This window comes from Longibacter salinarum, from assembly GCF_002554795.1.
Classification (GTDB): Bacteria; Bacteroidota; Rhodothermia; order Rhodothermales; family Salinibacteraceae; genus Longibacter; species Longibacter salinarum.
In genome coordinates, this window is record NZ_PDEQ01000005.1 from 274884 (window position 1) to 298632 (window position 23749).

At 59.6% G+C, this 23749-nt stretch carries 17 protein-coding genes; 6 read left to right on the forward strand and 11 right to left on the reverse strand.

Annotated elements, in window-relative coordinates; translation table 11 throughout:
• Positions 1-12: 12 nt before the first annotated feature.
• From CRI94_RS11210 to CRI94_RS11220, 3 genes are all read right to left on the reverse strand, one after another.
• A complete protein-coding gene (locus tag CRI94_RS11210) occupies positions 13-1584 on the reverse strand; it encodes a cbb3-type cytochrome c oxidase subunit I (RefSeq protein WP_098075795.1) in 1572 nt (523 codons plus the stop codon).
• Between the two features lie 81 nt (positions 1585-1665).
• Positions 1666-1866: a hypothetical protein gene (locus CRI94_RS11215; RefSeq protein ID WP_098075796.1), complete on the reverse strand. Its 201-nt coding sequence runs from the start codon at positions 1864-1866 to the stop codon at positions 1666-1668.
• 40 nt (positions 1867-1906) lie between these two features.
• Positions 1907-2122 (reverse strand): hypothetical protein, encoded by a 216-nt coding sequence (locus CRI94_RS11220; protein ID WP_098075797.1) that lies wholly within the window; start codon positions 2120-2122, stop codon positions 1907-1909.
• 900 nt (positions 2123-3022) lie between these two features.
• Here CRI94_RS11220 and CRI94_RS11225 point away from each other — a divergent pair.
• From CRI94_RS11225 to CRI94_RS11235, 3 genes are all read left to right on the forward strand, one after another.
• Positions 3023-3340: an ArsR/SmtB family transcription factor gene (locus tag CRI94_RS11225; protein WP_098075798.1), complete on the forward strand. Its 318-nt coding sequence runs from the start codon at positions 3023-3025 to the stop codon at positions 3338-3340.
• Positions 3341-3752: 412 nt separating this feature from the next.
• Complete coding sequence (locus tag CRI94_RS11230) at positions 3753-6641, forward strand: PAS domain S-box protein (RefSeq protein WP_098075799.1); 2889 nt, start codon at positions 3753-3755, stop codon at positions 6639-6641.
• Positions 6642-7047: 406 nt separating this feature from the next.
• Complete coding sequence (locus CRI94_RS11235; protein ID WP_098075800.1) at positions 7048-8667, forward strand: sodium:solute symporter; 1620 nt, start codon at positions 7048-7050, stop codon at positions 8665-8667.
• A gap of 312 nt (positions 8668-8979) precedes the next feature.
• On the opposite strand, the gene CRI94_RS11240 is transcribed toward CRI94_RS11235, so the two are convergent.
• The 6 genes from CRI94_RS11240 to CRI94_RS11265 all read right to left on the reverse strand — a co-directional run bounded on the left by CRI94_RS11240 (position 8980) and on the right by CRI94_RS11265 (position 17973).
• Complete coding sequence (locus CRI94_RS11240; protein WP_098075801.1) at positions 8980-9336, reverse strand: hypothetical protein; 357 nt, start codon at positions 9334-9336, stop codon at positions 8980-8982.
• Positions 9337-9576: 240 nt separating this feature from the next.
• Positions 9577-10587, reverse strand: a complete 1011-nt coding sequence (locus CRI94_RS11245; protein ID WP_098075802.1) for a Gfo/Idh/MocA family protein — start codon at positions 10585-10587, stop codon at positions 9577-9579.
• Positions 10588-10660: 73 nt separating this feature from the next.
• Entirely contained in the window at positions 10661-12682 is a 2022-nt protein-coding gene (locus CRI94_RS11250) for a sensor histidine kinase (RefSeq protein WP_098075803.1), read from the reverse strand.
• Positions 12683-13014: 332 nt separating this feature from the next.
• Positions 13015-14406 (reverse strand): nicotinate phosphoribosyltransferase, encoded by a 1392-nt coding sequence (locus CRI94_RS11255; protein ID WP_098075804.1) that lies wholly within the window; start codon positions 14404-14406, stop codon positions 13015-13017.
• A gap of 266 nt (positions 14407-14672) precedes the next feature.
• Entirely contained in the window at positions 14673-17090 is a 2418-nt protein-coding gene (locus tag CRI94_RS11260; protein ID WP_098075805.1) for an ABC transporter permease, read from the reverse strand.
• A 181-nt stretch (positions 17091-17271) separates the two neighbouring features.
• Positions 17272-17973 carry an ABC transporter ATP-binding protein gene (locus tag CRI94_RS11265; protein WP_098075806.1) on the reverse strand — a complete coding sequence of 234 codons (702 nt, stop codon included), beginning with the start codon at positions 17971-17973 and terminating at the stop codon, positions 17272-17274.
• Between the two features lie 76 nt (positions 17974-18049).
• On the opposite strand from CRI94_RS11265, the gene CRI94_RS11270 reads away from it, so the two are divergent.
• A complete protein-coding gene (locus CRI94_RS11270) occupies positions 18050-18406 on the forward strand; it encodes a four helix bundle protein (RefSeq protein ID WP_098075807.1) in 357 nt (118 codons plus the stop codon).
• Positions 18407-18457: 51 nt separating this feature from the next.
• On the opposite strand, the gene CRI94_RS11275 is transcribed toward CRI94_RS11270, so the two are convergent.
• Entirely contained in the window at positions 18458-19900 is a 1443-nt protein-coding gene (locus CRI94_RS11275) for an efflux RND transporter periplasmic adaptor subunit (protein ID WP_179862269.1), read from the reverse strand.
• A 412-nt stretch (positions 19901-20312) separates the two neighbouring features.
• Here CRI94_RS11275 and CRI94_RS11280 point away from each other — a divergent pair, with 412 nt between their 5' ends.
• Positions 20313-21785 (forward strand): sigma-54-dependent transcriptional regulator, encoded by a 1473-nt coding sequence (locus CRI94_RS11280; protein WP_098075809.1) that lies wholly within the window; start codon positions 20313-20315, stop codon positions 21783-21785.
• A 73-nt stretch (positions 21786-21858) separates the two neighbouring features.
• Here CRI94_RS11280 and CRI94_RS18085 read toward each other — a convergent pair whose 3' ends face one another.
• The gene (locus CRI94_RS18085; RefSeq protein ID WP_098075810.1) at positions 21859-22263 is read right to left on the reverse strand and encodes a four helix bundle protein; all 405 of its coding nucleotides are present in this window, start codon (positions 22261-22263) and stop codon (positions 21859-21861) included.
• Positions 22264-22341: 78 nt separating this feature from the next.
• On the opposite strand from CRI94_RS18085, the gene CRI94_RS11290 reads away from it, so the two are divergent.
• Positions 22342-23697, forward strand: coding sequence for a sensor histidine kinase (locus CRI94_RS11290; RefSeq protein ID WP_098075811.1), 1356 nt, complete (start codon positions 22342-22344; stop codon positions 23695-23697).
• Positions 23698-23749 lie beyond the last annotated feature (52 nt).

Below are 23749 nucleotides of genomic sequence, written 5' to 3' on the forward strand. Positions count from 1 at the left end.
TACGAGGGGCGGTCAGAGACCCGGGCGTTCGGCGTCGTCGTCCGAGCGCGCAGAGCGAGTGGCGCCAGAAGGCGTCGCTGTCGTCTCTGCTGAGCTGCCATCACCCGCCCCCGAGCCGAACATGCCGGCCGGTGCCGGATGAAAATAAACAGGCCCCTCACGTCGTGTACCACTTCGCGTGATAATCCGGTACATCAGGTAGGCGAAAACGAAGTGTCCGATCGTCATCAGCGTCCCGGCAACGGTTCGGACGGCCAACCACGGCTTGGTGTCTTCGACGATGGTGAGGAAGTCGATCGACGGATCCAGCATCTGGATTCCCTGAATCACGCCGCCAATCGTCAGGCCGGTAAAGTAGGCGCCGACGCCGAGACCGGTCGTCCAGAAGTGGATGCTGATGAGCCGTGGGCTCTCCCATTCCCAGTTCATGGCGCGCGGCATGATGTAGTACATCGCCCCGAAGACGATCATGGTTGCGAACGCGTAGACGCCGAGGTGCGAGTGCGCGATGGTGTAGTGCGTAAAGTGTGTAATCTCCTGCCACGACCGCAGCGACTGCAGTGAGCCCTGCAGACTCACGACGGTGTAGCTCATGGCGCCGAAGACCACGAAGCGGAGCGTCGGACTGTACTTCAGCTTTTTGAAGTGCCCGACCACCGTCATGTGGTGGTTGACAGCGACGACGACCACCGGCACAATCATCATGACGCTGAACACGATCGACACCGTGACAAGCCACTGGGGGGCGGGTCCGCCGACGAGATGATGCACACCCGCCCAGTTGTAAAACAGCGCGAGCGTCCAGAAGCCAAGGTACGAAAGGTGATAGCTGTACACCGGCCGGCCGATCACCTTCGGGATGAAGTAGTACGCCGCGGCGAGGCCAACGGGCGTGAGCCAGAGGCCAAGGATGTTATGGGCGTACCACCAGTTTACTGTTGCCTCCGGGACGCCCTGGTAGATGGGTAGCAGAACGGCAATCAAAAGAAAGGGCGTCCACAGCATGGATGCGCCCAGGTACCAGACCGAGATGAAGAGGTGCTTCACGCGGCGGTGCCGGAGCGTCCACACAAACGGCACGACAACCAGCAACATGGCCGGGACGATAAACGCGAAGGCGTAGTACGGCATCTCCACCCATTCAATCGCGCGGGAGTGGCCGATCAAGATGCCGATTGTGCCGAGCACCATTCCCAGATTCCAGAGGGCGGCGCTCAACATCAGCATCCAGCGCCCACGCAGCTTGGTCTTCAACAGCCGCGCCCACAGCCATGTGGCAATACCGATGCCGCCCATCGACAGCCACCCGTAGATGACCGTGTTGAGGTGTGCCGGGCGGATCCGCCCGAACGTGAGCCAGCCAGACTGGACGAGCCAATCGGGCATCTGAAACTTGAGGCTTGCTATAATCGCGAAGATCGACCCGATGAGTAGCCAGAACACGGAACTCCCGACGAAGGCGATCACCGGCAGGCGTGTCGACCGATCGACGCCGCGGCGCCAGTTGGCTTCCAGTGTGTCCGGGGACGCCCCCGGCGGCAGACCGGGTGTGGAAGATGGAGGAGTGACGTCGGACTCTGGCATGGTGAGTGGATCCGAAACGAAGTGGAGGGGCAAAGAAAAGCGGTGCTGATACGCTCAACGAGGTCGTAGAGGAAGAGACGTCTAGCCATCCTCCCACTCCTCAGGATAAAAGACATGATCCTGCGGCTCCCCCACCGGTTCGTCTTCGTCGAAGATGACGTATGCGCCCGAACGAAGATTGTCGAAGAGTCCGGCTTGGTACGCGCGCCACAGAATCGTCAGGGTAATGGTCGCTCCGATGATGAGGAGCCCTAGGATCACAGCAAGCGGGAGGTACGACATGAGCGCGAGGGGTTTTAGCCAGGCGGAAGCGGTGCAATCGTCATGCGATGGGAGAAGACATCAGCGGTTCTGCATGCTGTCCCGGCGATGGCATCGGGTGCACGACCGCCTGCGGCTCTGCATCGGAGGGAGCGCGCTGGTCCATGTCTCGCAGGACGTAATACAAGATGACGCCGAGAAACAGGGCGGACGCCAGAAAGAGCGCCAGGACAAGACCGTTCGTTGCTCGCTCAATGTTGAAAGACGATTCCGACATGCGATAACACCTCAAATAGGTGATGACGTGTCATGACAACCTATCAATCTCACGTAATGCACTGGCTGAAGATCCGGTCGTCACGGATCTCCGCCCCAAAGGAGTATAAATTTAACGCAACTCAGCCTGGACATCCCTAATAATGTCATGTTCTGCGCATATCTCATCAGGAAAAATGCGGCTCCCACGCGTCGAAAAGCGTAGACGGTACCGGATCACGTCCCAGGGGCGACGGAACGCGTAGCGATTGTGGATCCGAATCGGTCGGGGTCCGGCGGTCGATGTCCATACGAATGTAATACAGGACGACCCGAGAAAAAGAGCAAACGCTAAAAAAGAGCACGGACGAGACCGGTCGTTGCCCACTCAATGTTGAAGGGAGATTCCAACATCATTTCGGTCGAGACGATTTTTCGGCACTTCGCCCCTATATTCCGCGTAAGGAATAACCGTCCGGTAACTCACGCCCGTTACTCGAATCGCTAGACCTTCTTACCCCAATCTTAACAACCGGAAACAAAGGAAATGGTCGGGTCACAGATCCCTTTTGCGGTCTAGCCTCTCTCGCCTCACGCGCAGATCGGTCGTTCCTGTGGTGAAGATGGCCGGAGTCACACCCGGCGATAACTGCTTCTTGTACGTGTTATAGACACGTACACGGCGTACACGCGGGGATCTTGGCCGCCCAATGTGCAACGTAGGAATTAGAAAAATCGGATGAATGGTTCGGCACCAGCCTTTACGTCATCGTTTCGTGGCGCGAATGTAACCCCTACAGATCGTAGTCGTCTATAATGGTTTTTGATTTCCAAAATATTGCAACGTAGGCAGGCGTTCGACGTATAGAAGGCGCTACTTCTCTCTCCATCTTCCCACCTATCCTTCACCCAACTAAATGCCATGACCGACGAACTCGTCCCGCGTGCGCAAATCGAGCGGGCCGCCCAACGATTTAAAATATTGAGCGAGCCTGTGCGTCTGGAGCTGCTTAACCAAATGCAACTCCAGGGCGAGCAAACTGTCAGTGAACTCGTCGAAGCCACAGGGCATCGTCAGGCCAATGTTAGCAAACATTTAGGCCTGATGGCCAGTGAGGGCCTTCTCGATCGCCGCAAAGAAGGGCTTTATGTCTACTACCAGATCAGCGACCCCACCCTATCGGCCCTTTGCATGCTGGTCTGTGGCCGCCTCCGAGAAGAGACTGTCGCTGTCGAGTAGATCCCTGTCCCACCCTCTCTCACAGGGAGCAGCATTCGAAGGCGCATCACCGCCGTTCACTCTGATGAACCGGCTGATGCGCCTTCCTATTATTCGGGCGTATCTAACGCACACCAAAGATGGCCAAATGTCCACACCGATTACGGATTTCCCCCATTTCTTTCCAGCAGGACGCCCCCTCAGTCGCGTAAACGAGCCGTCGCCACAAACATTCTTCCCCTGATCAACGCGTGCCCACTACGGCACCAATGTTGTACGTGCAGCGGAGATGGAGGGCCAAAATGAAGCGCCTCCCTCACGGTAACTGCGATTCCACCCGTCGTGTATCTGCTGCCGGAAGGAAGCCGTCGTCGTTGCCGACAGCGATGATTCGTTCACGTTGCCCGATCGTGCGAAGACCGGTGCGCCTGTCATGACAAACATTTCCACGATTACCGATGCCGTTGGCTGTGGCTTAGTTATCGTCACACAGGAAGATACGGTTGCGTCGATGAACCCTCGCGCCCGGCAGCACCTCCGCATCCAGCCTGCTGACGAGGAGGCCCTGGATGAATCGGGATCGATTCTCGACATGCATATCGTTCGACCCGCCACGTCCTCCGTCTTCAACTCACCGGTGCCGATCACGCCGTGGGATGGAAGGCAACCAGCCAATGTGGAGTTGGCAGCGGATCCAGCGGAACGTGCGCCGTCCGCAAACCTGCGCGAAATGATCCATCGCGCCCGTAGCTCGGGACAGCGTGTCACTGAAATCGGTCATCTTTCCTGGGCGGCTCCGGGCGACAGCGATTCTGACCAGCCCCATACGTCGCCGCCCCTCGCGATTTCCGCCGCCCCGGCCGACAACCACGTCGTGATTACGCTGCAACGCACCCAGGCGGCCGCCCCTACGCAGACGCGGTCCAACGATTCGTTTTCTCAGGATGTAACTCTCGCCGACCGGCACCTTGACATCCTTGAAATGATTGCCCAGGGCGCCTCTCTGTCGACAATAGCGGGAGAAATCGTTCATCTCGTCCAGAGCATCGCCCCGTCGCTCACGGGCATCGTTCTCCGTCACGACCCGGACTCCGGCACCCTCCGCCACGCAGCGAGTCCATCGATTTCGCCCAATCGGACCGCCCCCCTCGAGACGGGCGTCGCCATCGAAAGCTGCACATTGTGTCACTCTGCGGTAGCAACCCGATCGCGGGTACACCACGACCTTGGCGACGCTTCGACACTGCAATCGATCAGCTCTACCTGGCAGCCCTTGCTCGATGAAGTTGACGCTGCGACGGGATGGAGTCTGCCGATCATGAAGTCGGATACGGACGTGCTCGGCGCCCTCATCGTGCTCAGCCAGAACTCGCGCTCCTCCTTTCCCCTCTCGCGACGCCACGTTGATCTTGTCACCCACCTTCTTCGCATCACCCTCGAACGAGATCGACGCCGGGAAGCATTACGCCTCAAAAATGAGCAGTTTCGGCAACTCACAGAGAGCATGCAGGAGGTGTTCGTCCTCCGCACGACCGATCAAATTCTTTACGTGAGCCCCTCTTTCGAGGACGTGTGGGGGTGTCCGCCGGACTTTTTGTACGAGGATGCGAATGCCTATGAGGACGATATCCATCCAGACGACCTTCCTCGCGTGCGTGCGTCATACAACGTGATCGTTGAAGAGCAGAGGCCCATCGACATCCGATACAGGATGACGCGACGCTCCGATGGGGAGACGCGCTGGGTATCCGCCTCTTTCCATCCGGTCCAGAGCAGCGACCACGACCCTCGCTTTGCCGGAATCATTCGAGACGTCACCGAAGCACACGAAAACAAGCTTCAACTGGAGCAGTCCGAGGAAACGTATCGCGACCTCATTGACCATGCGTCAGACGCCATCTACGTCCAGGATGCCTCGGGGAGGTTTCTAGACCTGAGTCGCGGTGCCATCGAGATGTACGGGTACTCGCGGGAGGAAATGATCGGCCAGACGCCAGCCTTCGTCAGCGCGCCCGGCCGCAACGACCTGGACCTTCTGGATGAGCGTTTTAACCGTGCCTTGAACGGAGAACCCCAGCGCTTCGAATTCTGGGGAGAGCGCGCCGACGGCTCCGTTTTCCCCAAGGAAGTTCGGCTGCAACGTGCCACATACTTCGGTCAGCCCGTCGTCGTCGCATTCGCTCTCGACATCACGGACCGCAAAGCCGCTGAAGAGGCCCTTCGAAATAGCGAGGAACGCTACCGCCTCGTCATCCAGAACATGAAGGAGGTCGTGATGCTTCACGACGTCGACGGGGAAACGTTATGGGCGAGCCCGTCCGTGGAAGATGTATTCGGCCTGACCCCGGCTGAAGCGAAAAACCAGAACATCTTCGACATCATCCATCCCAGCGATTTAGGCAAAGTCGAGTCTCTCTACGAGGAACTGGCTGCCGGGACGTTTCAGGGACCGATCACATATCGCGTCCAACATGCCGACGGCCACTACATCTGGTTGGAAACGCTTGTTCAGGCCGGGTACGACGAGAACGGCTTGGTCACGCGAATTCAGTCGTCGTCGCGTGATGTGAGCGATCGCGTGCAGCGTCAGCGTGAACTTCGCCGGGCCAAGCGGGAAGCAGAGGATGCCGACCGTCTCAAGTCGGCCATGCTCGCGAACATGAGCCATGAAATCCGGACGCCGCTAACCTCCGTCATCGGTTTTGCCGAGATCCTTCGCCACGAGGTCGCCCCGGAGCACCGACGGTTTACCGAGCTCATCTACGACGGAAGCCGCCGACTCATGCAAACGCTGGATTCCGTTCTCCAGCTGTCGAAGCTGGAAGCCGGACTGGTGAACCTGGACGCATCTCCCATTAATCTAAAAACGGAGATCCAGGAGACCGTCGACCTCTTGCGCCCGCAGGCCGAGCGAAACGGCGTGGATCTGCGCGTAGACCTGGAGAGTGACAGCCCGGTTCGAGGCGACTGGGACCAGGGAGCGATGCACCGGATCCTCAATAACCTGATTGGCAATGCGATCAAGTTTACGGATGAAGGCGGAGCGGTAACCGTTCTCGTGCGCACGTCCGATCAGACGGTTCGCCTTATGGTGCGCGACACCGGGATCGGAATTGACGCATCCTTTCTGCCGCATATCTTCGAGCCATTCAAACAAGAGACGGGCGGCCTGCGGCGCCGCTACGACGGAAGCGGTCTGGGCCTTGCGATCGTCCAACGCCTCGTCGAAATGATGGACGGCACCATCGACGTGGACAGCGAAAAAGGAGCAGGAACAACGTTCACGATTGCGTTGCCACTCAGCGACAACACCGGTTCATAGTCGAACCTGAATCCGCGGCTGCGTCACGAACGAACGCACCCATGAGAGCTCTATCCGTTTCCCGGATGGAGCTCTTTGTCTTCTACATCAGGCGATAGCAACCAGGCCGATAAGCGTGACAAGCGTCCGCAGGGAATCACGCGCACTGCTGTTTGTGCACAGATGGCTCTGCTCAACTCGCATATTCTGCACGCAGAATCTTCACGGCCAAGTGGACGATCCGCCACTCATCCTGTATGTTCGTTCCGGTCGGTTACCCGGATCTCCCTCGACCGATTTGTGGAGGCTCCCACTCCGCGACGATGCAACCTGAGCATCGTCCTCTGCCCTCTACACGATGGCCGCGTCCCTGTCGCCGGCTCTCTTGCCCTCACCCGCGCCACTGCCCGACTCCGCCAACGACCGTATGCCTTCGAATTTCCCCATTGCGGCACTCGACCTCGCTATTATCGGAGGGTATTTCCTGATCGTGTTCGCGATCGGATACGTCATCGCCAAACGCACTGAAACGGGCGATGACCTCTTCCTCGCTGGGCGCAGCCTCGCCTGGGGAGCGATCGGCTTCTCTCTCTTCGCCTCGAATATCTCCAGTACGACGCTGATCGGCCTGGCCGGATCGGCGTACACGACGGGGCTAGCCGTGTCCAACTACGAGTGGATGGCCGGCGTGGTGCTCGTCTTCATGGCGATCTTCCTGATCCCGTTCTTCATTCGGTCGCAGATCTCGACCATCCCGGAGTACCTGGAGAAACGCTTCGACGTCCGGTCCCGAAAGTACTTTTCGGCCCTCACCATCTTCACTAGCGTGGTGATCGATACCGCGGGAGGCATCTACGCCGGTACGATTGTGATCCAGACGTTCTTTCCAGACCTGATTCCGGCTTTCGGGCCGGAGCTGGACTTCTACACCGTCTGCTTCATCCTCGCGCTCATAGCGGGAATCTACACGGCCGCCGGTGGACTCGCGGCCGTCGTCTATACCGATATCATGCAGGCGGTCATCCTGATCATCGGCTCGATCATGATCACCTACTACACGTTCGAGCAGTTTGACTTCTCCTGGGCGCAGGCCACCGCACAGCTTCCGCAGGGCCACCTGGATCTCATCAAACCGATCGACGACGACTCGCTTCCGTGGCTGGGCACGCTGATTGGCGTCCCCATCCTGGGTTTCTACTACTGGGGCCTCAACCAGTACATCGTCCAGCGTATCCTCGGCGCGAAAGACCTGAAGAACGCCCGCTGGGGCGCGATGCTTGGCGGCGGCCTGAAGCTCCTCCCGCTCTTTATTATGGTGCTGCCGGGCGCCTTCGCCTACACGCTCTACCCGGAGCTTCCGAACGGCGATATGGTCTTCCCGACGCTCGTCACGGACCTGCTCCCGGTCGGCATCGTCGGGATCGTGCTCGCTGGACTTGTGGCGGCCATCATGTCGAGCATCGACTCCACACTCAACTCGGCGTCCACGCTTATCGTGATTGACTTCGTGAAGCCCAGCAAGCCGGACATCACGCCGGAAGACACAGCGCGGATTGGCCGCTACACGACCTTCACCCTCATGCTCTTCGCGGCTCTCTGGGCTCCGCAGATCCGCGAATTCCCGGGCATCTGGGACTACCTCCAGCAGATGCTCTCCTTCCTTGTGCCGCCGGTCGTCGCGATCTTCCTCCTCGGCATCTTCTGGCAGCGCGTAAACGGAACCGCCGCCTTCGGTACGCTTCTCGGCGGACACGTTCTCTCGCTCTGCGTCTTCCTCTTGTCCACAGACGGGCTCATCTTCGAGAATGCGGTGATCGACCTGCACTTCACCATCATCGCCGGCATCCTGACCTTCCTCTGCATGGGCCTCGTTGTGTTCTTCACGCTGGCAACCGACGAAGAGCCAACCGCGGAGCAACTGGACGACCTTACCTGGAGCGGCCGAGCGGTCGAGGTCAAGGAGGATCTACCGTTCTACCAGGACTACCGCATTCAGGCCGCCTTCGTGCTCAGCCTCACGGTCGCTATGCTCGTGGTCTTCTGGTAAAGCGGAAAGAACCTGTTCGGCGGACAGCCTTCGGCCATCCAAACGGACGGATCTCCCGGCGGTCGGTCCTCGCGACCGTCACAACACCAGGCCTCGTTCATTTCGCGGACCGTGTTTACTGCGTCCGTGCCAGAGGATCACCATCCAGTCTGCGAATAGACATAAACGACCAACCTTACTTTTTCACGGTCCATCCGCCAAACGGGTTGTCGCAACCCGAAACACAAAACAGCCCCGAATCGCTCGACGGCGAACGGGGCTGTTTCGGTTTAATCACGTCCGAAAATGCGACCACTTGAATCCTCAACGGCATCACGCGGACCGGCGGTGCGCTCGTTCGGCGCCGCCTGTCTCGGACGCTGCATCCGAGGCGACCGGCGGCGCGTCAGACCGGGGCGACACACCCGGCTCCTGCTCACGCTCGGCGACAAGAGGATCATTGCCACACTGCAGACAGCGGTAATACCCACTCAACACGCGGGCCATCCAGGGCGTCTTCTCCTCACAGTGCGGGCAGTGATCGTAATGCTTCTGGTAATGCTTCGAGGATCCTGCCGAGACCGCCAGATACTTCTGGCGAAGGTGGCGAAAAAGCTTCATACGGTGGTACGGGATCGTTAGGGGAAACCATCGAATCAGGCCGAAGTCTACGTCAGATTCCTCCGGCATGTCGTGGTCTCCAACTTCGCCTCCCAGCCCTCCGTTCGGGCTCAAAGCGCCTGAAAGGGCTTTTGATAACCGTTTCTTGGCAACAAACCGCTTCCAGGCGCTCGCCCGTCGCACGGCTGTAACATGCACCGACGAGAAAATCGGTCACCGTCACGGTATGAAGCCGAGAAATGGTACCGATTCACGACTCGATTCCGCAGGGCGAACCCGGTGCTTACGGGTCGGCCGAACCTGCTCTGCTCAGCCCCGCACGTCGTCGTTCGGGTACGTTAGCCCCCACGCTGCGCGCATTGCGTCCATCGTTTCCATGATTGCGATCGACTCGTCGAGCGGCATCACCGGGCTCTCCGTCCGCCCGTCGCGAAGGCAGTTGCAGACGTGGGCGATCTCGAACTGATAGCCATTCCCCTCCGGTGTCGTGCCGACCGTCGACCGCTCGCCATTTTCTTGGATCCAGGTAAAGGGACGCCCTTTCCACCAGTCGCGATCGTTCCGTAGACGGCCCTTTGCTCCGGCAATCGTGAGCCCACGTCCCGCGTCGGCGCGGAAGGAGGCGTGCCAGATAAACTGAGGCCCGTTGTCGTAGGAAAAGATCGCCGCCGATTGCTCGTCAACCTCCGTCGGCCCCATCTGCGCGGTCGACATGACATCGTCCGGTGGACCGAACAGGTCGAACGCCAACGCGATCGGGTAGACGCCGAGGTCAAGGAGCGTTCCTCCCGCGAGATCTCGGGCGAAGAGTCGGTCATTCGGATCCGTAGGCCGCAGCGTGCTTATGTCCGCGACGACGCTGCTAATGGAGCCCAGATCACCGTCCTTAACCATCCGCCGTATCCGGCTCATCGTCGGGTGGAACCGGGTCCACATCGCCTCCATGAGGAAGACGCCGGCCTTACGTGCGGCAGCGGCCATTTTTCGCGCCTCTGTCGCGTTGACGGTGAATGCCTTTTCGCAGAGCACAGCCTTGCCCGCCTCGATGGCGAGGCGCGCATCCGCGGCGTGGCGGGAGTGCGGTGTCGCGATGAACACGAGGTCGACATTGTCGTCGTGAACCACAGCCTCGTACGAGTCGTGCGCGACCGGCACATCGAACTCCGCCGCAAACGAGTCGGCCGTCGACTGGCGCCGCGACCCGATCGCAGCGATTTCGGCGCCGGGGACGAGCGGGATATCGGCGGCAACGAGACGGGCGATCATGCCCGTACCGAGCATGCCCCACCGAATGGGGCGAGGAGAGGAAGACGCAGGCATGCGTAGTTGAGGGCGGTATCTGTTCTAGAAAGGTCGAACGGGTGGCTGTCGATGAGCGAGGCAGGCCCGGCTATCAATGGAGGTGCCCGTCATCGTGCGGCGGGACGGCGTCACCAATCGGCAGCCGAACGGTGAACGTGGTTCCCTCCCCGAGCGTGCTGTCCACATCGATTTCGCCGTCGAGGAGCTCCGTAAGTCGCTTCGCGATGGCAAGTCCCAGACCGGACCCCTGCTTGTTCATGCTTCCAGGCCCTCGCGTGAACGCTTCGAATAGGTCATCGAGAAACTCATCTTCAATCCCGACGCCGGTGTCCGACACACGAATGACGACGTGATGATCCTCCGTTGCGAGGTTTACCGTCACCCGTCCCCCGTCCGGCGTAAACTTGAGGGCATTTCCGATCAGGTTATCGGAGATCCGGTGCAGATAGGCTGGATCAAGAACGGCGTAGATCGACGCACTGGGGATGTCCCCGACGAGCTCGATGTTCTTCTGAGTTGCCTGGGGTCTGAAAATCTCAATCGTTCCCAGAAGTTCGTCCGTTACGTCGATGCGCTGAAGGTCGGGTTCAATCGAGCCGGATTCGATTTTCGACAGGTCGAGGACGGAATCGATCGTATTCAACAGTCGCAGACCGGACCGTTCGATCAGCGAGATCCGCCCCTGTAGCTCCTCCGGCGCCTCCATCGACAGCAGCTCTGTCAGATTCATAATGGACGACAGCGGCGTGCGAACGTCGTGGCTCATGTTGGCGAGAAACGACGACTTGAGCCGGCTCGCCCGCTCCGCCTCCTCCTTTGCCTCCTTCAACTCGCGCTCCCGTTGCACTTGCTCGGTAATGTCGATAATGGAGAACACCACCTGCTGCACCTCCTCGTCTCGGGGCCCCATCAGGGGCGCGCCGCTGACCGAAATCAGGCGTTCCTCTCCGTCTGCCCGAACGAGACACAGCCGCAAGTCCCTCACCTGCCTCCCCGTCTCGACGATGTCGTAGAAGGGCCAGGCGTCTTCGTCGATCGGCGAGCCATCGAGCGCCTTTAACGTTCCAATCTCACTCTGATGCTTGCCAATCGCGTCCTTCCCGATCCCGAGGATCTCCTCCGCTCGCGGATTCGAAAAGGTGAACGCTCCCGTTTTTGCATCGACTGAAACGATTGCTGCCACGCTGGTGCCGACGATCGCGTCGACGAGATTCTGTTTCCGATGAAGGTCCCGCTGTGCCTCGATACGCTCGCTGACGTCCTTAAAATACACCGAGAGTCCGCCACGGAAGGGGTAGGCGTGAACCTCAAACCAGACGTCGAGCGGTGGATAGTACTCGACGAACTCGACCGTCTCCTGCTGTTCGACGGCCCGCTCGTATTCCACCTGGAATGTCGATCCAACGGCATCGGGGAAGGCATCCCAGATATGGTGACCGAGAAGATCTTCGCGTGACGCGTCCAGCATGTGTTCGGCTCGAGCGTTCACGTACGAAAACCGGAAGTCATCGTCGAGCGCAAAGAAGGCATCGGTAATGCTCTCCAGAATGCGCTTCGTTTGCTTGCTCGAAGCGCGGAATGCCTCTTTTGACGCGTTCAAGTCCACCGCAAAGCGGCGGAGACTCAGTTCGTCCATCACCACGCCGGCCATGTCCGTCAACGCCTCCCGGTCGCCGTCATCGAAGTCGTCATGCGGCTTCTGGTCGATCAGGCAGACCGTGCCGAGGCGATGTCCGTTGGCAGCGATGAGTGGTGCACCCGCGTAAAATCGGATGCCGGGCTCTCCGGTCACAAACGGGTTGCTCGCAAACCGCGGATCTTTTTTCGCATCCGGCACAACCATCACGTCGTCCGACTCGATGGCATGCGCGCAGAACGACACATTGCGAGGTGTCGAGCGCGCCGACAATCCCTGGGCGGCCAGACACCACTGCTCGTTCTGGTCGATAAAATTAACCATCGCAATCGGCACGTCGAAGAGCCGCGTTGCGAGTCGAGTAATTCGACGAAAGGCGTTGGCAGGCGGAGCATCGAGGACGTGGTATTCGTCGAGCGTCTCAACTCGCCGGCGCTCCTCCTGCGAGGACTGGTTTAAAAACTGAAGAGCTTCCATGGACAAACGGCGATAGCACAAATGGAAAACAGCACGTCTCTTACCGTCGCAGCACGTGATCCACTTCAGCGGACGACAAAAGCCGGCTTGTACCCGGCGGTGAACGACATGCCGAGCACGTATTTCGGGAAATAGATGTTAAGGTCAGATCACCCGGCGACGACCCAGACTGGGATTGGGGACGCTCCTGAGACTCCCTCTACATCTCGAAAGTACAGTCTACCGGATGCTATTGACGAAATGCAGATCGAATGACGTAACGGACGTAATGATCTGGGAAGTGCCCGAAAGATGTGGGCATTAGGGCCAGCCATCATGCACGTGATTTAACATCAGGCTGGCAGGTTCATTCGATCTCGCAAGTTCGCCTGCACGGCGTCGCGCCGGTTTTCCAGTGCGGAGCTGATACTGACGTCGTACGGAGGATCAGCCAGATCCAGCTGGCGAAGCCGTTCGGGTAAGGCTTTGACCTGCCGAGCGGCTTCCGCCCGGATGTCATCGAGCGGTCGGGGCCGTCCTGCCTCCGTACGTTCGCCGTCCTTCATGACACACATTAGTAGCGGCGTACCATCCTGATCACCTGCCTCTTCTGCGATGCAGATGACGTCCTGCGTGGCTTCGCCGTCGTCGAAGAGGCGCATAACCTGTTTCCGCCCAGGGAGATTCGACTTGTCCTTGGCCAGTTTCATTCTCGGCGCGCCATCATAGCCGCTCAGCTTGTAGGCGCTGTCGAGATACGGTTGGTCGGCCATCGTTCCCATGCGCGTCCCGACACCGAAGCCGTCGATCGGTGCACCCTGCTCCAGCAAATCCGTAATCTTGTGCTCGTCGAGACTGCTACTTGCCAGAATCATCACGTCGTCCAGTCCTTCTTCGTCCAGTCGCGCGCGAGCCTGTTTTGCCAGTTCAGCCAGATCGCCGGAATCCAGTCGAACCCCGCGCACCTGGAAGTCATCCCCCCATTCGCGGGCCAGATCGATGACTTTCTCAATCCCCGTCATCGTATCGTACGTGTCCACGAGCAGAACCGTGTCCGGATATTGACGCGTGAAGTTTCGGAAGGCGGCCATCTCCGCGTCGTGCGCCTCCACGTAGCTATGCGCCATCGTGCCGGTGATCGGAATGCCGTATGCGTGGCCCGCAGCAACATTGGACGTGGAGTCAACCCCGGCGATGTACATGGCGCGCGCCCCCTTCATGGACGCGTCGGTACCATGCATGCGGCGCATCCCGAAGTCGGCAACCAGGCGATCGGTGCCGTCCGCCGTCGCGGCCTGAACCACGCGGGCGGCCTTCGACGCGGCGCCCGTCTGAAACGTGAGCTGATTGAGCAGAAACGTCTCTGCCAGCTGCGCCTCTCCGATCGGCGCCACGACCTCCACAAGCGGTTCATCGGGAAAGACGGGTGTCCCTTCGGCCACGGCATACACGTCGCCCGTAAACGAAAAGTCGGAAAGCCACGCGAGAAACTCCTCATCGAACGTGCCCTGCTCCCGAAGATACTCGATGGCCTCCTCCGAGAACGTCATCGACTCCAGAAATTCGAGCACCTGCTCCAGGCCACACGCCAGAAGGAAGTTTCGGTGCTTCAGCCGACGGACGAATAGATCGAAGACCGCATTCGCGTGCATGTCTTCTGCCCAGTACGCCTGCAGCATTGTGAGCTGGTACAGGTCGGTGTACAGTGGTGCTGTATCGGCACGCAACTGGTCGTCGAAAGGCATACATCTCGCGATTTCTTCGGAGGCAGTGTGACGGGTCGTACCAACACGCGGCACGTCGGTTTACTATCCCGTCCACACCTCAAAAGTTTGTTGCCTTGCTATAGTCGTTCAGGCATCGATACGGCTTCGCGTTTGCACCTGAATAATGGACAGGCCGGTATACGATCCCGTCCACACCTCAAAAGTTTGTTGCCTTGCCCCGGAAGATCTGGCGACGATACGGTCTTACGTTTCTGCGAACATGAATGCGTCTGCTCGGCCGCACCTTATTCTCCCCGCAAACTGTGCGCGGGGTGGACCCGGGCCGCCTTCACGGCATGATAACCGACGGTGAGCAATGCCACGATCATGGCCAGTGCTCCGGCGAATACGAAGACCCCGACACCGATATCCACGCGATAAGCGAAGTCGGACAGCCATCCGTTCATGGTGACGTAGGCAACGGGCAGGGCAACCAGGAATGCGATCATCACAAGCAGCATAAACTCGCGGGACAACAGCGCCACGATTTCCGGCACGGTCGCTCCGAGTGCCTTGCGAATCCCGATCTCCCGCGTTCTCCGCTGTGCCGTGTAGGTGGCGAGCCCGAACAGGCCGAGGCACGCGATCAAGATGGCGACCCCGGCGAAGATGCTGAAGAGCCGGCCCGTGCGCTGCGTGTCGCGATGCAGGCTCGCATAGCTCTGATCGAGAAAGCTGTACTGGAATGGGTTCTCGGGATTCAAGTCGGCCCAGAACAACCGCATGTCGCTAAGGATCGGCATCGCATCGCCCGGGGCGAGTCGAACGTACACCCGCGAAGCCCAGCGACTCGGCCGAAGAACGAGCGGATCCACGTTGTAGCGCATCGACTGATAGTGAAAATCCTCCACGACGCCGATCACGGTCCACTCTCGCTCCGTTCCGTCCGGCGATGGCTCGCGGAGACGGTGCCCAACGGGGTCGTCCCAGCCAAACCGCGCGGCCAGGGCTTCGTTTATCATCACGGCGGAGGAATCCGCCTCACGCCCTTCGTCGAAGCTCCGGCCCGCGATAACGTTGAGGTTCAGTGCCTCGTCCAGTCCGAACCCGACGCTGAGGTAGTTGAACGTTTGTGCCTGACTCATCGGCGCATCGTCCGGCAGAAAGAGCGTATTGCTAACGCCATCGCTCTGGAAAATCGCTGATCCCGCGGCGGCGGCAACCACGCTCGGCAGGTGCCGAAGGCGCTCGATGTATCGTGGCTGATCCTCCTCCAGCGACCACGCTCGATTGATAACCGCCACCTGCTCTTTATCGAGACCGAGTCGCTTGGACTGGACGTAGTCGAACTGATTCTGCACGATGAATGTGCCGGCGATAAGTGCAATCGACACGGAGAACTGGAGGACAACCAGTCCCTGGCGAAGGCGCCGACCGTGCCCACCGGAGCTGTGGCGGTCGTCGGTTTTCAACACGAGGGCCGGCTGGAACCGTGACAGCGCAAATGCGGGATAGCTGCCAGCGATCAGCCCCACGCCCACGATGACGACCAGGCCCCCCAGCAGGATCTCGGGCTGAAGCACATCGCTCGCACGTAGCTCCGTGGCGGCGACGCTGTTGAACAGCGGCAAGCTAATGAGCGCCACACCGAGGGCCGCCACGGTCGCTGTCGCCGTCATGATCATGGCCTCCCCAAGAAACTGCGCGGCAAGCTGACCGCGTGCGGCGCCCAGGGCCTTCCGCATGCCGACCTCCGTCGCCCGTTCCGAGGCCCGCGCCGTCGCCAGGTTCATAAAGTTGATGCAGGCGAGAAGCAGAATGAAGAGTGCTATGGCCGAGAAGGTGTATACGTACGTGATCGACCCATTCGGTCGAAACTCGAACGCGGTATCCGAACGGAGGTGGATGTCGAGCAGCGGCATGGCATAGTACCGGTACCGCGCCCCATTGCCCATCATCTCTTCCATGCTGATGCCGACGAACTCCTTGACCTGCGGCGCGACGAAGGTCGAAACCATCTCATCCAACTTCGACTGAAGAGACGTAGCGGTTGCGGCCTCGGTGAGCTTCACGTAGGTGTAGTAGTTATTCGACACCCACATGTCCTGCATCCGTGGACTGATCTCGATCGATCCGACCGCGTCGAACGGCATATGCGTCGTACGAGGCGGATCCTGAATAACCGCCGTCACCTCCTGCACCGACCCGTTGAGATCGGCCGTTCGCCCCACGACGTCGGTCCGCCCGAAGAGACGGGACGCGGTCGATGCCGTAAGAACAATCACCTCATCGCCGTGCAGGGCGCGGTCGAGCGATCCGTGGAGGACGTCGAATCCGGCAAACACGTCGAAGAATGAGGTATCGGCCCAGATCACTCGGGTATTGGGAAAGTCGCTCGCCTCGACCTGAAACCCGACGTCTGAGTCGTACCGAAACCGCGTCGCCTCTTGCACCTCGGGCACATTGTCTACGAGTGCCGGACCAAGGGGCGCCGCCGTGATCGGTCCTTTCATCTCCTGGTCCTGCATCTTGAGGTCGAGCCCGAGACGGTAGATCTGCTCCGCGTCCGGATGAAATTGATCGTAGTGGAGCTCCTGGTTCACCCAGAGTCCAATGAGAAGGCACACGGCGAGCCCGACGGTCAGGCCGAATACGTTGATCAGGGTCGGTCCCGGACGCCGTTGGAGCGCGCGACCGGCAATTTTCAGATAGTTGCGAAGCATGGAATTCAAAGGGCTAACGAGTAGGGAAACGCGCCGGGCATCATCTTAATCGCAAATCATCGCCCACAGCACGGGTCGAGAGACAGCCGGGTTACACGCGAAAGATGCTGACTGCGGACGTGCCGGTCGACCAGCAATAGCACCTTCGAACCCTCCGATGTAAGCACACCCGCATGGAGCACTACTGCGTGTGCGCTGCATATTCTTGCGCGATAAAGTTTTCGCTCACGACCTTGCCGTCGAACAAGTGGATCGTGCGTCCGCTGTACTCGGCGTCGGCAGGGGAGTGCGTCACCATCACGATCGTGGTGCCGGCTTCGTTGAGGTCGGCGAGCAGGTTCATGACCTGCGTGCCGTTGGTCGAGTCGAGGTTACCGGTCGGCTCATCGGCGAGGATCAGCTTCGGGTCCGCGACGACGGCTCGCGCCACCGCCACGCGCTGCTGCTGACCACCGGAGAGCTGCTGCGGGAAGTGTCCCTTGCGATGCGTCATCTGAACACGGTCGAGCGCCGCCTCCACCCGCTCCCGTCGTTCACCAGACGGTGTATTCAGGTAAAGTAGGGGCAGCTCCACGTTCTCATAGACCGTCAGCTCATCGATCAGGTTAAAGCTCTGGAAGACGAAGCCAATGTTGCCCTTGCGGCGCTTGGCACGCTGGCGCTCCGAGAAGCCGGAGACATCCTCGCCGTCGAACAGGTGAGATCCATCCGTCGGCGTATCAAGCAGGCCCAGGATATTCAGCAGCGTCGACTTTCCACAGCCGGACGGCCCCATAATGGAGACGAACTCCCCCTGCTCAATGTGCAAGCCGACGCCGTTCAAGGCGATGGTTTCGACTTCTTCAGCGCGGTAGACCTTGCGGAGACTGTCTGTTTTTATCATTTTTTATTTGTTTTTATTGTACGTTGTTTGTGGTTAATCGGATTTAGGTCTAACGGGGTTACCAGATTTGTAAGGTATGAGCAAGACGAGTTTTGAGAACCTTGTCGTATACCAGCTTGCAGCCCAGCTGTCTGACGAGGTGTGGGATATCGTTAAGGGGTGGCCTCGGTTTGAGCGGAATACCATTGGCACGCAGCTAGTCCGGGCTGTTGATAGTGTCGGAGCGAACCTTGCGGAAGGGGCTGGGCACGGTTCGGAGGCCGATAATCGGCGATTCGTTTATATCGCACGTGGCTCGTTGTATGAGGCGAAGCACTGGCTTCACCGAGCCCACCGGCGCGGTCTACTCCTTGCAGACGATGTCGAAACGCTACAGCCCATGATGAAAAAGCTCTTTCCCAAACTGAATGCATACCTGAACTCTATCGGCTGACGCCGCCGTAAATGGTAATCCAATTAACCATCCACAATTTACCATTCACGATCATTCGAACGACAGCCTCTCCACCTCCCCGAACGTATCGTAGCTCGACGTTACGACGCGGTCACCGGGTTGCAAGCCGCTCTGAACCTCGAAGTGGTTCGGGTTCTGGCGTCCGAGGCGGATCTCGCGGCGCACGGCCTCGCCGTCGCCAGTCAGGACGAACGCCCAGTTGCCGCCGGTCGACTGGTAGAAGCCGCCGCGCGATAACAGAACCGCCTCCTCGGGACTGCCGAGCTCAAGCTTCAAACGAACCGATTGCCCTCGGCGGATCGCGTTGGACGGAGCATCTTCGGTAAAGCGAAGGTCGACCTCGAACGTGCCACTCTCGACTTCCGGATAGACACGCGTGACTTCCATTTCGTATTCCGTGCCAGCAATCGCCTGCGTCGTCGCAACCTGGCCGCTGTGGACGCGCTCGATGTAGTACTCGTCGATCTGGGCACGCAGCCGGTAGCTATCGACCTGGTCGACCTGGCCCAGGCGCGTTCCGGAGCTGATGATCTGGCCAATTTCTGCATCCAGGGCCGTCAACTGACCGCTGATCGGCGCTGTGACGCGCAGGTTGCTCATCGACTCGCGTAGCACATCGTAGTTGCGCTGCAGGCGCTGTTCGGTCTGCCGCATGTTGGCGAGACGCGTCTGCTGAGCGAGCGAATCCTGCACGTACGCGGAGCGCGTCAGGTCAAGCCGGCGCTGCTGGTAGGTAAGCTCATCTTTGGTGTCGAGGTAGGCCTCCTCGGAGATCAGGTTCTTTTCAAACAGTCGCTCCTGACGCTCAAATTCACGTGACAAGCGCCTGATCTCGTACTCCATTTGTGCAAGCTGTTGCTGCAGACTCAGGCTCTGTTGCTCCATCTGCAGCTTGAGCTGCTCCATGTTACTCTGCTGCTCTGCCACCTGAGCTTCGCTATTCAGAACGCTCAAACGGAGATCATTATTTGAGAGGCGCAATATCGGCTCGCCCTTCTCGACGATGGCCCCCTCGCGAACGTACAACTCCTCGACGCGTCCTCCTTCGACTGCGTCGAGGTACACGGTCCGGTCGGGCCGAACGGTAGCGGTCACACTGATAAACTCCTGGAACGGGCCGCGCTCGACGGTCGAGATGGTAAGCTTGTCCCGATCCACGTTGAGCGTCTGCCCGCCCGTTGCGGTTGACCACACCAGGTAGGCAAGTCCCACGACAGCGATCACGGCGATCGACAGGATCGCAATGCGCTTCGGCGTGAAGGTCTTCTTTTCAATTTTGCGATCCAGTCCCTCCCCGGACGACGACGGAGACGGACTCGGCGTCTCATCGTGCGACGTACCATCGCCCGACTCACCGCCATCACCAGACGTGTTTGCGCGACGCTCCTGTGCACGGCGACTGGTACTCAGCAACGGACTGTTGCGGCGGTCCGGCGAGTCAGAGGATTCTGAAGGAGCAGGCGTGTCGGTCATAGAACCTGATGGTTGGTGAAAGACTCCGCGCCGGAGGTCATGTCTCGGCGTCATCTCGGGTAACTCGTCACCGGTAGCAGGTTGCAAAGCCAGTTCCACGGCATGCCACCGGGCTTCTTCGCCTCTGATCGCCCATTTTGCCTAACGAACTGTGCGGTTGCGCACACCGGTCGTGCGTTAGCGCTCGTTTCAGCCGTTGAGACGGGCACCGAATGGGGGTCTCAGCGTTCCTCAGGGTCCTCCAGGTTCGACACGCATGCTGGAACGCTTTTCGTTTTATAGATTGTGCGTCGGGCGAGCCGTCGCACGGTACGTCTGTGAATCGGCTTCCTGTATTCTGTATTGTTGCTGTTCGTTGCCCGGCGCGATCAATCACACGCTGGATTCTTCGTACCCTTCTGCCTGTCTGTCCATGCCTTCGACCTCCCCGCCTTCCGACACATCCACCTCCGGGACTACAACCGGCGAGGGCCGTATTCTCATCGTTGACGACAAGCGTGATGTACTCACGGCTCTGCGCCTGCTGCTCAAGAAGTACGTCACAGAGGTCCACACAGCCACGGACCCAGGGGCCATCACGGCCATGCTCGAAGAGCAGACGTACGACGCAATTCTGCTCGACATGAACTTTACCCAGGATGCCTCGAGTGGACGTGAAGGCTTCTTGTGGCTCCAGCGCATTCTGCAGAAGGACCCAGGCGCCGTCGTCGTTATGATCACGGCATATGGCGGCGTCGAAAAGGCCGTCCGTGCCATGAAAGAGGGGGCGGCCGACTTCATCGTGAAGCCGTGGAATGACGCCGACCTCGTGGCCAGCGTACAGGCGGCCGTCAAGCTGCGCCGGTCCCGGGACGCAGCCCGAAAACAGGAAGCGACCGACCCGGACACGAGCTCCACACGGGGCCCGGCAACCACCGCCTCGTCTGGAGATGGGGCGGCCTCTGCGCCGGGTACGTTCGACGAAATCATCGGGGAAAGTCCGGCAATGCAGCAGGTCTACCGCACGATCGAAAAGGTCGCTAGGACGGATGCGAACGTGCTGGTGCTCGGCGAAAACGGAACAGGCAAAGAACTCGTGGCTCGCGCTGTGCACCGCCGATCCAAGCGTGCCAACGCATCCTTCGTGAGCACCGATCTCGGAGCGTTGAGCGAGAGCCTGTTCGAGTCCGAGCTTTTTGGTCACATCAAGGGCTCGTTCACTGGCGCAGACGACGACCGGATCGGGCGGTTCGAAGCAGCGGATGGCGGAACGTTGTTTCTCGACGAGATCGGCAACATCCCCATGCCTCTGCAGGCAAAATTACTCACCGCCCTGCAGCGCCGCGAGGTCACCCGTGTCGGCGAAACCACGCCGCGAAGCGTCGACATCCGCCTGATTTCCGCGACGAACCAGCCGATTTACGAGGATACGCAGAAGGGTCAGTTTCGGCAGGACCTGCTCTACCGGATCAACACTGTCGAGGTGCAGCTGCCTCCGCTACGCGACCGGGGCGACGACATCGCTCTCCTGGCGCGGTACTACCTCGACGAGTACGCTGATCGCTACGATACAGGGGTCACGGGCCTCAACAACGCGGCGTGCGCCAAGCTCAAAGAATACCACTGGCCGGGCAACGTCCGGGAGCTGAAGCACACGGTCGAACGCGCCGTCATCATGGCGGAAGGCCAAACGCTTGAACCATCTGACATCGTCTTCAGCGCACCCAACAGCCCGCGCCCCTCGAGCGGTAGCCTCGGCGTCGACACCCTCAACCTCGACGACATCGAGCAGGCCGCCGTCCGCAAGGCTCTCTCCAAACATGGAGGCAACATCAGCCGCGCCGCTGAAGAACTCGGCATCTCCCGCAAGGCCCTGTACCGCCGGATTGAGAAATACGGACTTTAGGGATTGGGTGAACGGGGGAAAGGGAGAGAGAGGGGAAAACAAGCGACCAACCCGATGTCATCAGGGAGAGTCGCTAGCCAGGACCGCACCATTTGTCGGGTTCACTCATCATTCGTACCAGTCCTCCACAGATCTGATCATAGACACTATCTTGACTCTCGAAAGCTTCGCGCCCGAGATACGAGCATGAATGGGCGAACCGAAGCCACGTCCGAGTTTCTGCAGCTTCCGCATCAGCATCGGAAAGCTTCGAAATGAAATGAGCTGGATACCGTCGTTTTCGCCACGCCTCAGACAGATTCGCACAAACAGCGCGAGACGATCGTCGAATCTGAGAAGTTAGAGCGTAGCGTTCTTCCACGGGCCAATCTCTGGACATCCAGAAAAGCCGGTCCGCCTGGTGAAACGCTTTCCGATAAACCCGCAGATCCAACACCTCTTTAACCACAACACTGGCCACATTTATGCTTTGATGCATATATAATATATAGTACGCATTTATTTAGCCAATTACCACCCTCTCCCCCTTTCTCCCTCTCCCCACTCCCTCCCAAAAATGCACCGTCACTTCCGAGTCCAAATTATTCTCCGCCTGCTGGCGATCGTGGGGACGTTGGGGGGCGCGTACGTGTTGGTGACCGAATGGGCGTTGTACGAACTCGCGCTGGTGGCCGTGCTCGCGGCATGCTACTTTGCCTGGCGACTGATCCTGTACGTGGAGAAGTCCGCGCGCGACCTCACCCGGTTTCTCGAATCGGTACGCTACGCCGACTTCTCCCAGGGCTACACATCAGACGGGCGGGGGCCGCTCTTTGACCGACTTCGCGATGCGTTTCGGAACGTCACCCGGGAGTTTCGGCGCATCCGTGCGGAGAAGGAAGAGCAGGTCCGCTACCTCGAAAACGTCGTTCAGCATATCGGCATTCCGCTGATTTCCTTTCGCGACGACGGGACGGTAGAACTGATGAACCGGGCGGCCCGACGCCTCCTCCGCACCGGACCCGTGCGGAATATCGATGCGCTCCGCGACCTGAGCCCCGAGCTCGTCGATCATCTTTGCACGCTCGACCCGGGTCGTCAGGCGATGGTCCGGGTCACCGAGGACGACCGGACGATGCAGCTGTCCGTCAGCGTGAGCCGCTTTCGCCTCCGCGACGAGGCCCACGCGATCGCCACCATCCAGGACCTTCGCAACGAGCTGGAGGAGAAGGAGATGGAGGCCTGGCAACAACTCACGCGCGTGTTAACGCACGAAATCATGAACTCCGTCGCCCCCATCTCGTCCCTCGCCTCGACGGCGCACCGACTGCTGGAGGATGTCCCTGCCGGCGATGGAGCGGACCCGTCACAGAATGCGGTCGAGATTCGGGCCGATGCGCGCGAGGCCGTCGAAACCATCGAACGGCGCTCGAAGGGTCTGATCTCGTTCGTCGACTCCTATCGTAGCTTCACGAAGATCCCGAACCCAACGTTCGAGGTTCTGGAGGCGAGAGAGATGTTCGAAAATGTGCGACGCCTCCTCCGCGTGCAAATTGAGGAGCACAACCTGAGCTGCGAGATCCAGGTCGATCCCGATCCTCTCGAATTTACGGCCGACCTTGAGCTCATCGAGCAGGTCCTGATCAACCTCACGCTGAACGCCATGCAAGCCGTCGAAGGCCGCCCCGATGCGCGGATCATGATGCGTGCTCGCATCGATCGGCGCTCGCGACCCGTGCTGCAAATTGCCGACAACGGTCCTGGCATCCCACCCGACGTTCAGGAACGCATCTTCGTGCCCTTCTTTACGACGAAAGAGGACGGATCCGGCATCGGCCTCAGCCTCTCCCGCCAGATCATGCGCCTCCACGGCGGTACCCTGACCGTCCGCTCCGAACCCGACGTAGAAACCGCCTTCACGCTACGCTTCTAATGAATCGTTTCGAGTTCAAGGTTCAGGGTTCAAGGTTCACCGTTAAGCGCAG

Bases quoted from the DNA above. Each gene is read 5' to 3' on its own strand.
- CRI94_RS11210 (WP_098075795.1), bottom strand. From the start codon at position 1,584: ATGCCAGAGTCCGACGTCACTCCTCCATCTTCCACACCCGGTCTGCCG.
- CRI94_RS11215 (WP_098075796.1), bottom strand. From the start codon at position 1,866: ATGTCGTACCTCCCGCTTGCTGTGATCCTAGGGCTCCTCATCATCGGA.
- CRI94_RS11220 (WP_098075797.1), bottom strand. From the start codon at position 2,122: ATGTCGGAATCGTCTTTCAACATTGAGCGAGCAACGAACGGTCTTGTC.
- CRI94_RS11225 (WP_098075798.1), top strand. From the start codon at position 3,023: ATGACCGACGAACTCGTCCCGCGTGCGCAAATCGAGCGGGCCGCCCAA.
- CRI94_RS11230 (WP_098075799.1), top strand. From the start codon at position 3,753: ATGACAAACATTTCCACGATTACCGATGCCGTTGGCTGTGGCTTAGTT.
- CRI94_RS11235 (WP_098075800.1), top strand. From the start codon at position 7,048: ATGCCTTCGAATTTCCCCATTGCGGCACTCGACCTCGCTATTATCGGA.
- CRI94_RS11240 (WP_098075801.1), bottom strand. From the start codon at position 9,336: ATGCCGGAGGAATCTGACGTAGACTTCGGCCTGATTCGATGGTTTCCC.
- CRI94_RS11245 (WP_098075802.1), bottom strand. From the start codon at position 10,587: ATGCCTGCGTCTTCCTCTCCTCGCCCCATTCGGTGGGGCATGCTCGGT.
- CRI94_RS11250 (WP_098075803.1), bottom strand. From the start codon at position 12,682: ATGGAAGCTCTTCAGTTTTTAAACCAGTCCTCGCAGGAGGAGCGCCGG.
- CRI94_RS11255 (WP_098075804.1), bottom strand. From the start codon at position 14,406: ATGCCTTTCGACGACCAGTTGCGTGCCGATACAGCACCACTGTACACC.
- CRI94_RS11260 (WP_098075805.1), bottom strand. From the start codon at position 17,090: ATGCTTCGCAACTATCTGAAAATTGCCGGTCGCGCGCTCCAACGGCGT.
- CRI94_RS11265 (WP_098075806.1), bottom strand. From the start codon at position 17,973: ATGATAAAAACAGACAGTCTCCGCAAGGTCTACCGCGCTGAAGAAGTC.
- CRI94_RS11270 (WP_098075807.1), top strand. From the start codon at position 18,050: ATGAGCAAGACGAGTTTTGAGAACCTTGTCGTATACCAGCTTGCAGCC.
- CRI94_RS11275 (WP_179862269.1), bottom strand. From the start codon at position 19,900: ATGACCGACACGCCTGCTCCTTCAGAATCCTCTGACTCGCCGGACCGC.
- CRI94_RS11280 (WP_098075809.1), top strand. From the start codon at position 20,313: ATGCCTTCGACCTCCCCGCCTTCCGACACATCCACCTCCGGGACTACA.
- CRI94_RS18085 (WP_098075810.1), bottom strand. From the start codon at position 22,263: ATGCATCAAAGCATAAATGTGGCCAGTGTTGTGGTTAAAGAGGTGTTG.
- CRI94_RS11290 (WP_098075811.1), top strand. From the start codon at position 22,342: ATGCACCGTCACTTCCGAGTCCAAATTATTCTCCGCCTGCTGGCGATC.